General features: G+C 53.5%; 7 protein-coding genes, 1 tRNA gene and 1 pseudogene (1 of these 9 cut by a window edge). 4 read left to right on the top strand and 5 right to left on the bottom strand.

The genetic code is table 11. The features are described from left to right. The 5 genes and pseudogenes from E7Z62_06830 to E7Z62_06850 form a co-directional block, all read right to left on the bottom strand. A pseudogene (locus E7Z62_06830) lies at positions 1-236 on the bottom strand (hypothetical protein); it reaches 262 nt to the left of the window's first position. After that, on the bottom strand, positions 233-736 hold the full coding sequence (locus tag E7Z62_06835; GenBank protein ID MBE6522820.1) for a DUF359 domain-containing protein: 504 nt from the start codon (positions 734-736) through the stop codon (positions 233-235). The pseudogene E7Z62_06830 and the gene E7Z62_06835 overlap by 4 nt, the downstream one beginning before the upstream one ends. Then, positions 736-927 carry a DNA-directed RNA polymerase subunit E gene (locus tag E7Z62_06840; GenBank protein MBE6522821.1) on the bottom strand — a complete coding sequence of 64 codons (192 nt, stop codon included), beginning with the start codon at positions 925-927 and terminating at the stop codon, positions 736-738. The genes E7Z62_06835 and E7Z62_06840 overlap by 1 nt, the downstream gene beginning before the upstream one ends. Then, positions 927-1,499, bottom strand: coding sequence for a DNA-directed RNA polymerase (locus E7Z62_06845; GenBank protein MBE6522822.1), 573 nt, complete (start codon positions 1,497-1,499; stop codon positions 927-929). The genes E7Z62_06840 and E7Z62_06845 overlap by 1 nt, the downstream gene beginning before the upstream one ends. A 125-nt stretch (positions 1,500-1,624) precedes the next feature. Next, positions 1,625-3,808: a sodium-translocating pyrophosphatase gene (locus tag E7Z62_06850; GenBank protein MBE6522823.1), complete on the bottom strand. Its 2,184-nt coding sequence runs from the start codon at positions 3,806-3,808 to the stop codon at positions 1,625-1,627. 155 nt (positions 3,809-3,963) lie between these two features. Between E7Z62_06850 and E7Z62_06855 the strand changes: the two genes are divergently transcribed. From E7Z62_06855 to E7Z62_06870, 4 genes are all read left to right on the top strand, one after another. Then, on the top strand, positions 3,964-4,914 hold the full coding sequence (locus E7Z62_06855) for a deoxyhypusine synthase (protein MBE6522824.1): 951 nt from the start codon (positions 3,964-3,966) through the stop codon (positions 4,912-4,914). Continuing rightward, the gene (locus E7Z62_06860; GenBank protein ID MBE6522825.1) at positions 4,914-5,897 is read left to right on the top strand and encodes a hypothetical protein; all 984 of its coding nucleotides are present in this window, start codon (positions 4,914-4,916) and stop codon (positions 5,895-5,897) included. The genes E7Z62_06855 and E7Z62_06860 overlap by 1 nt, the downstream gene beginning before the upstream one ends. Positions 5,898-5,953: 56 nt before the next feature. Continuing rightward, entirely contained in the window at positions 5,954-7,003 is a 1,050-nt protein-coding gene (locus tag E7Z62_06865; protein MBE6522826.1) for a methyltransferase/corrinoid binding protein, read from the top strand. 49 nt (positions 7,004-7,052) lie between these two features. Continuing rightward, positions 7,053-7,139, top strand: a tRNA-Leu gene (locus E7Z62_06870). Positions 7,140-7,287: the final 148 nt, after the last annotated feature.

Raw genomic sequence — 7,287 nt, forward strand, 5'->3', positions numbered from 1 at the left:
AGTGCTGCCTCTTTGGACTCGTAGACCTTTGCGTATCCCTTGGACATGCCCCTTCCGTAGACGGACTCGATGTTGTCGACGACGACACAGTCCCTCTTGGACTTACATTCCTTGGCGATTGCCTCAGCAACGGCGTTCCTTCCGGGTGTGCTCTCTCCGTTGTGGTCGAGAGTGAAGTACACCTCTACCCTCTTGTACAGGGGGTTCTCTTTCTTGTTCGTGATTTCCATCTTCATTCTGCTTCCTCCATTTTGAACATCAGCTGTTCTATCTTGGATTTGATGCTTTCATCCGTGGTGACGCGCATCATGCACTTTCCGGGCCACCCGTACACGATATCGGTGCCTATCGGTGCGAACAGGATCACAGGCATCAGCGCCAGATCCTCTTCCCCGATGACCTTTATCAGTCCTCCGGACCCTTCGATGCGTCCGCGGATGCTCTCGACCAGTTGCCTGGTGATCATTCCCGCGGGGTTGACGACCTCCTCCTTCTCCTCGCTCTCCACGAGGGTTGCGAACTCGGTCATCTCACGGCGCTCGGTGATCCCGTCGTATATCGACAGGAAAGGCCTTATGCCGTGTCTTCTGAACGTCAGGGATACCACGTCCCCAACGGTGATTAAGGTTGTTTGAGCGTGAAACGTTTCAAGATCGCTGTCGTACAGTTCCGTTCCCAGCGGTTCCTTGAACATCTGCCTGTCTTTCTCAGGCAGGACAAGGTCCCTCTCGAACATCAGCGTACCTTGAGAGCGTACTTTCCGTTGGCCGAGATTCCCATCTTCTTGGCGATCTCCGATTTCTCGAAATCGAGAACCGCGAGGTATCCCTGCCATTCCTTCGAGGTCTGTCCGCCGCAGCGGGGACACACATCCTCTTCGGAGATGAAACTGCACTGCTTGCATGCTTTCTGGACGATTACTGCCATCACTCATCACCTTCCGATTCCTTGTGCTTCTTTGCATCCTCTTCGATCCACTGGAGCTTTCCGAGACCGGGCTGCCTCATGGTGAGTCCGATCTTACTGTCCTGCGGATTCTTCTCGTTGAGATCGATGCTGACGACCCTTGCCCTGACAATGTCTCCCACTGCAAGGAATCTTCCGCTGTCCTTTCCTACGAGCCTCTGGTTGGTCTCGTCGATGTCCACACGGTCATCCATTACCTGGCTAATGTGGAGGAGTCCATCGAGGGGACCGAATCTGACGAAAGCGCCGAACTTGAGGACCTCTACGACCACTCCCTCGACGATCTCGTTCTCTTTGGGCTTGAAGACGATCTGATCGAACTTCACCGTCTGATAGACTGCACCGTCTCCGTGAACGATGCGTCCCGGACCCTCGGTCCTGACATTCCTGATCAGTACCGTGAAGGTCTTGTCCTCGCTGAATCTGCCTTCGTAGGCGTCCCATGTGAGTCTGTCGATGACGTTGTCGATGTCCTCTTTGAGTTCGACCGGTGGGATACGGACGACCTTTTCGACTTCTGTAAGCATGTACATAGCGTGCCCTCTGATAACCCACGTTAGTGAGGACTCTTATATAAACTATGCCCACGCGTAATATAGGAATAAGAATCTGGATGAAAAGGGAAATGAGGGGGGGTGACCCCCTCGGTTTCTTACGTTCAGACGAACAGGACTGCGGTCACCAGACAAATGGTGGACAGCAGCTTGACGAGAACGTGGATGGAAGGTCCTGCGGTGTCCTTGAAGGGATCTCCAATGGTGTCTCCGACGACGGCCGCTGCGTGTGCAGGCGACTTCTTTCCGCCGTGGTTACCCTCTTCGATATACTTCTTGGCGTTGTCCCAAGCTCCTCCTCCGTTGTTGAGGAAGTTAGCCATCAGGATTCCGACGATGGTTCCGACCATGATGAGTGCTCCGACGGACTGGTATGCCTCGACGTAGTCTCCGAGGAGATACCTCATGATGAGTCCGAAGATGACCGGCACGAGGATCGGAAGGAGAGCGGGGACGACCATTGTCTTGAGTGCTCCGCGGGTTGCGATATCGACACACTTTGCGTAGTCGGGCTCGGAAGTACCTGCGAGGATTCCCTTGTCCTCACGGAACTGCCTGCGGACCTCCTCGACCATCTCACCGGCTGCTTTGGAGACAGCGCGGATTGCGAGGGATGCGAAGAAGAACACGAGCACTGCTCCTACGAGTCCACCGACGAAGATGAGGGGGTCACCGAGGTTGACCATGAAGACCTCACTGAGAGGAATTCCCTTGACTTCGCTGACGATCTCGAAGAACGCGGCGAACAGCAGGAATGCTGCGAGTGCTGCGGATGCCATTGCATATCCCTTGGTAAGGGCCTTGGTGGTGTTTCCTGCAGCGTCGAGTTTGTCGGTCCTGTCCCTGACTTCCTCAGGCTGGTTGGACATCTCGGCGATTCCACCGGCGTTGTCGGTGATGGGTCCGAATGTGTCCTCAGCAAGGATGAAGGCGGAAGAGGCGAGCATTGCGATGGTTCCGACTGCGGTTCCGTAGAATCCGAAGGTAGTGGGGTCGATCTTGACTCCGAAGATTTCGGGTGCTGCGGTGTATCCGAGCATGTATGTTGCGACGATAGCGATAACGATGCAGACGACGGGCAGAACAGTGGATTCCATTCCGACCGAGATACCCTCGATGACGTTCGTAGCTGCTCCGGTCTCGGATGCTGCTGCGATTCCCTTGACGGGCTTGTGGTCGCCGGTGTAGTACTGTGTGAGGTAAACGATTGCAAGACCGAGTGCGATACCGATGAGTCCTGCGATGAAGAAGTGTACCCAGTAATCCTCTCCGAGCAGATAGTACGTACCGACTGCCAGGAATATGACGTTCAGTGCGATGGTGACATAGTAACCCTTGTTGAGGGACTTGACGACATCATCGTCCTCCTTCATCCTGACGACTGCGATTCCGACGAGGGAAGCGACGAGTCCGAATGCCATGAGGACAAGGGGAAGGAAAACCCAGTTGTTACCGAGGTAAGGGGCGACGGATACAACGGCTGTACCGATGACCATCGCACCGATGATCTCTGCTGCGGTCGACTCGAAGATATCTGCTCCACGACCTGCACAGTCTCCGACGTTGTCTCCGACAAGGTCTGCGACGACTGCAGGGTTCCTGGGGTCATCCTCGGGAATTCCGGCCTCGACCTTTCCGACGAGATCGGATCCGACATCTGCTGCTTTGGTATAGATTCCTCCACCCAGCTGGGCGAAGAGAGCTGCGAAGGATGCTCCGAAGGCATATCCGACGACAGCGTGGAGTGTGGGAGTCAGGGAAGGAGTGAGTCCGTCTCCGTCTCCGATGAGAGCGTTGTAGATCAGGACGACCATGAAAAGTCCGAAGAGGGACAGTGCAGACACTGCGATTCCGGAGAGTGCTCCTCCCCTGAATGATGTCTTGAATGCCTCACCGAGCGACCTCTTGGCTGCTGCGGATGTCCTGATGTTTGAGTTGACCGATACCTTCATTCCGATGAATCCAGAGAGGATTGAGAATGCGGCACCAATAACGAATGCGATTGCCACTTTGTAGTTCAGATAGTTGGAGAAAGGTTCTCCGACGAACGTACAGAGGGCGATTATGACTGCGAGTATTGCAATCACGATTCCGATTGTTTTGTACTGGCGCTTCAGGTAAGCCATTGCACCAGTCTCGATCGCATCTGAAACCTTCTGCATCTCAGGGGTGCCCTTGTCCTTGGACCAGACATCCTTGAAGAAGTAAGCTGCGAAGATCAGTGCGATAATTGTCGCAACCGGGATCATGAATAGCAGATTCTCTGTAGCGAAAATATCGACTATCATTTCATAACCCCTATCTTTTGGTTGAATCGAGTGATATCGTCCTCATATATAAGTACACGAGATAAAAACGGGTACCTATAAAGAGACATAGCCACCTTTTCGGAGCAATACCCTTTTAATCCACATCCTACTAGCCGTCAGCAAGAGACGATAAAATGTCGAAGGAAGCAGAACTCGAACTCATAGAAGTTGAGGACATCAAGGTCAAAAAAGGAATGACAGTGGACGAGCTCATGAGATACATGAGCGGTGCAGGAGGATTCACAGCACAGAAGCTGGCCGATGCCACTGATATCCTCGAGAGGATGGAGAAGGACAAGGACTGTCTGAAGATCCTCTCGTTCCCCGCATGCATCATGGCCACCGGAACCCGCGGTGTCCTTGTGGACATGGTCAAGAACAAGAGAGTAGACCTGATCATCACAACCTGCGGATGCCTCGATCACGACATCTCCAGGACCTATGAGCACTACTACCACGGCGACTTCATGATGGATGATGCCAAGCTGAGGGAGGAGTATGAGATCTCCAGGCTCGGAAATGTTCTCGTTCCCGACGACTGCTACGGAGAGGTCCTCGAAGGAGAGATCCTGCCCATGTTCGACGAGATTTTTGAGGGCAAGGACTCGATGACCACCCACGAGATCATCTGGGAGGTAGGAAAGAGGATGAACGACGAGAACTCGCTTATGTACTGGGCATGGAAGAATCAGATCCCCATCGTCGTTCCCGGTATCACAGACGGATCCTTCGGATGCCAGCTCTGGATGTACTACCAGACCCACAGGAAGTTCAGGATCGATCTTTTCGGAGACGAACAGATGCTCTCCGAGATGACGAACCACGCCACCAACACCGGCGCGCTCATGATCGGAGGAGGAATCTCCAAGCACCATGTCATTTGGTGGAATCAGTTCCGCGGCGGATTGGATTACGCCGTATACCTGACCACGGCCGAGGAGTATGACGGTTCCCTTTCCGGAGCCAGGCTCAGAGAGGCCATCTCATGGGGTAAGGTAAAGCCTGAAGCAAAGAAGATGACCGTCGAAGGAGACGCGACCATCACTCTCCCGATGATCTACGCATCACTGGTGGACAGACTCTGATGTCTGACAAGGTACTGTTCCTGGACGGAGACGGGGTTGGGCCCCCGGTGCTTCAATCCGCCGAACGCATCATCAAGGCCGTGACGGACTCGGTAGAGATAGTCCACGGCGAGATAGGTAGATCGGCCTTCGACAATACAGGACAGTACCTTCCACACGAGACCATGGACCTTATGGACGAATGCAACGTCATAATGAGCGGTCCGGTCTATACCCCTGAGAACGGTAAGGATCCTCTCGAGTCACTCATGGTCCATCTGGACTTGTTCGCCAGGGCGAGGTACTACAAGACCCTCTCACCCGATCTGGGCGTCGACGGCATGGACGTCGTTCTCTGGAGCAGTAACAACAACATCGATACGGAGATCTCGGAAGTGCCGGATCTCGACGGCGTCACACTGACGAAATACGTCAAGAACAACGCTTACAACAGGATGATGAGTCTGGCGCTGGACAATGTCGAGACCAGGAAACTGGAAAGGATCACCTGTCTGGTCAGGGACGACTTCTTCCCTATGAGCAGCGACATGTTCAAAGAATCGTTCACATCCATCTTCCCGTCGGACGTATACAAGACAAGGATTTTGAACGTCAAGGACTGGGCGGCACATTCTATCAAATACCCCGGAAATGACCAGTGCATAGTCTGTGTCGACCTCTACAACCAGGTCGTCGCAGGTATACTCGGCGGCCTTACCGGCTTCGACCATCTCGGACCCCTCTACTTTGCTGGGAACGATTACAAACTATTCAAGCCCTGCAACAAACCGACGTATGACGACACGATAACCGAAGGGTATGAGAATCCGACATCCGCTATAATGTCCGCGGCCATAATGCTCAGGAATTTCGGGCTTAAAAACGAAGCCGATGAGATCATGAGCGCTCTCTGCGAGGCCTATATCGCAGGGAAGAGGACACCCGATGTCCTCGGGACTCTGACAAACGAGGAATTCACCAACGAGATCATAGGACGCCTGTGATCGTTGTACCGATTATCCGTGATAGGATTTTAAGGTTGTAATAACTTTCATGGCTCATGATTGATGCCGGGCACAGGGACTGTGTGGAAGCAGCTTTGAACCATGAGAAGACAGATAGGACGCCTGTCAACAACTTCGTCCTAGCGACCGCTGCACGCAGCGCAGGCATCACAGTTGACGCGGCCAGATGGGACCCCAAGGTTTCAGCAAAGGTGTCCGTCGACCATGCCGTGAAGACGAAATCCGATTTCGTCAAACCTGTATTGGACTCTCAGGTTCCATTCATGGACCTCGGCATGCAGGTCCGTTTCCCAGAGGATGATTACGGTCAGATCCTGAAGCCACTCGCAGAGGATGCAGAACAGATCGATCAACTCGCTTTCTTCGACCCCAGTGTCGCATCGGAATGCCCCAACTTCCAGAAGGTATTCGTCGATGCTCTGGAGGAGACTGCTCGTATCCTGCCCGAAGACCTCCACATCTGCGGACTGTCCTGGGGGCCTATCACCACCTCAGGTTACATCATGGGCGTAGAGAACATGGTCATGGGAATGCTGATGGATCCCGATATGGTCAAGAAGCTCATCGGGAAGACCACACCTTTCGTCTCGGCGATGCAAACTCGTATGCTGGAGGCCGGTGCGACAGTGATGTGGATGGCGGACCCGACGTCATCAGAGGACCTGATATCTCCGGACATGTTCCATGAGTTCTCAGCACCTTACATCACGCAGATTGTCAAAGATGTCAACAATATGGATTCCAACGTCCACACGTTCGTTCACATCTGCGGAAATACACTGAAGATACTGAAGGAGATGCCTCAGACCGGTGCGGACTGCCTGAGCTTCGATCATGCGGTCGATCCTGCCAAAGCAAAGGAAACGGCAGGAAAGAACATCTCGATAATGGGCAATGTGGACCCTGTGCAGGTCATGATGATGGGCAACCCTGAATCGATCACCTCCGCCTGCTACGGCGTGATAGATGCGGCTGGTCAGGAGGGAGGTTTCATACTGGCCCCCGGATGCGAGACCCCCATCTCGACGACGGACGAGAATGTTCTGGCAATGGGTAAGGCTGCCAGGACCTATTGGTCCAGGTGACCTACGGGAAACCTTTATTAACAACATCTATATCTCTGGGGTACTGAGTGCAAGGGTAGTCAAGCATGGCCAACGACGCTAGCTTGAGGGGCTAGTCCTTAGTGGTCCGCGAGTTCAAATCTCGTCCCTTGCACCACTTTCTTACAATCCCGGTTTGTTGCACTTTCTCAAGCAGAAATGTCAATCCATTTAGGTTTTTGACAATTGAACTTGACTTGGACAGTTCGGTTCCGTCTGGATGACAGAATAGACCGCCCAGGTACGTGCCTGTCCGCTCATGCGGC

Source organism: Thermoplasmata archaeon (assembly GCA_015063285.1).
Lineage (GTDB): Archaea > Thermoplasmatota > Thermoplasmata > Methanomassiliicoccales > Methanomethylophilaceae > Methanoprimaticola.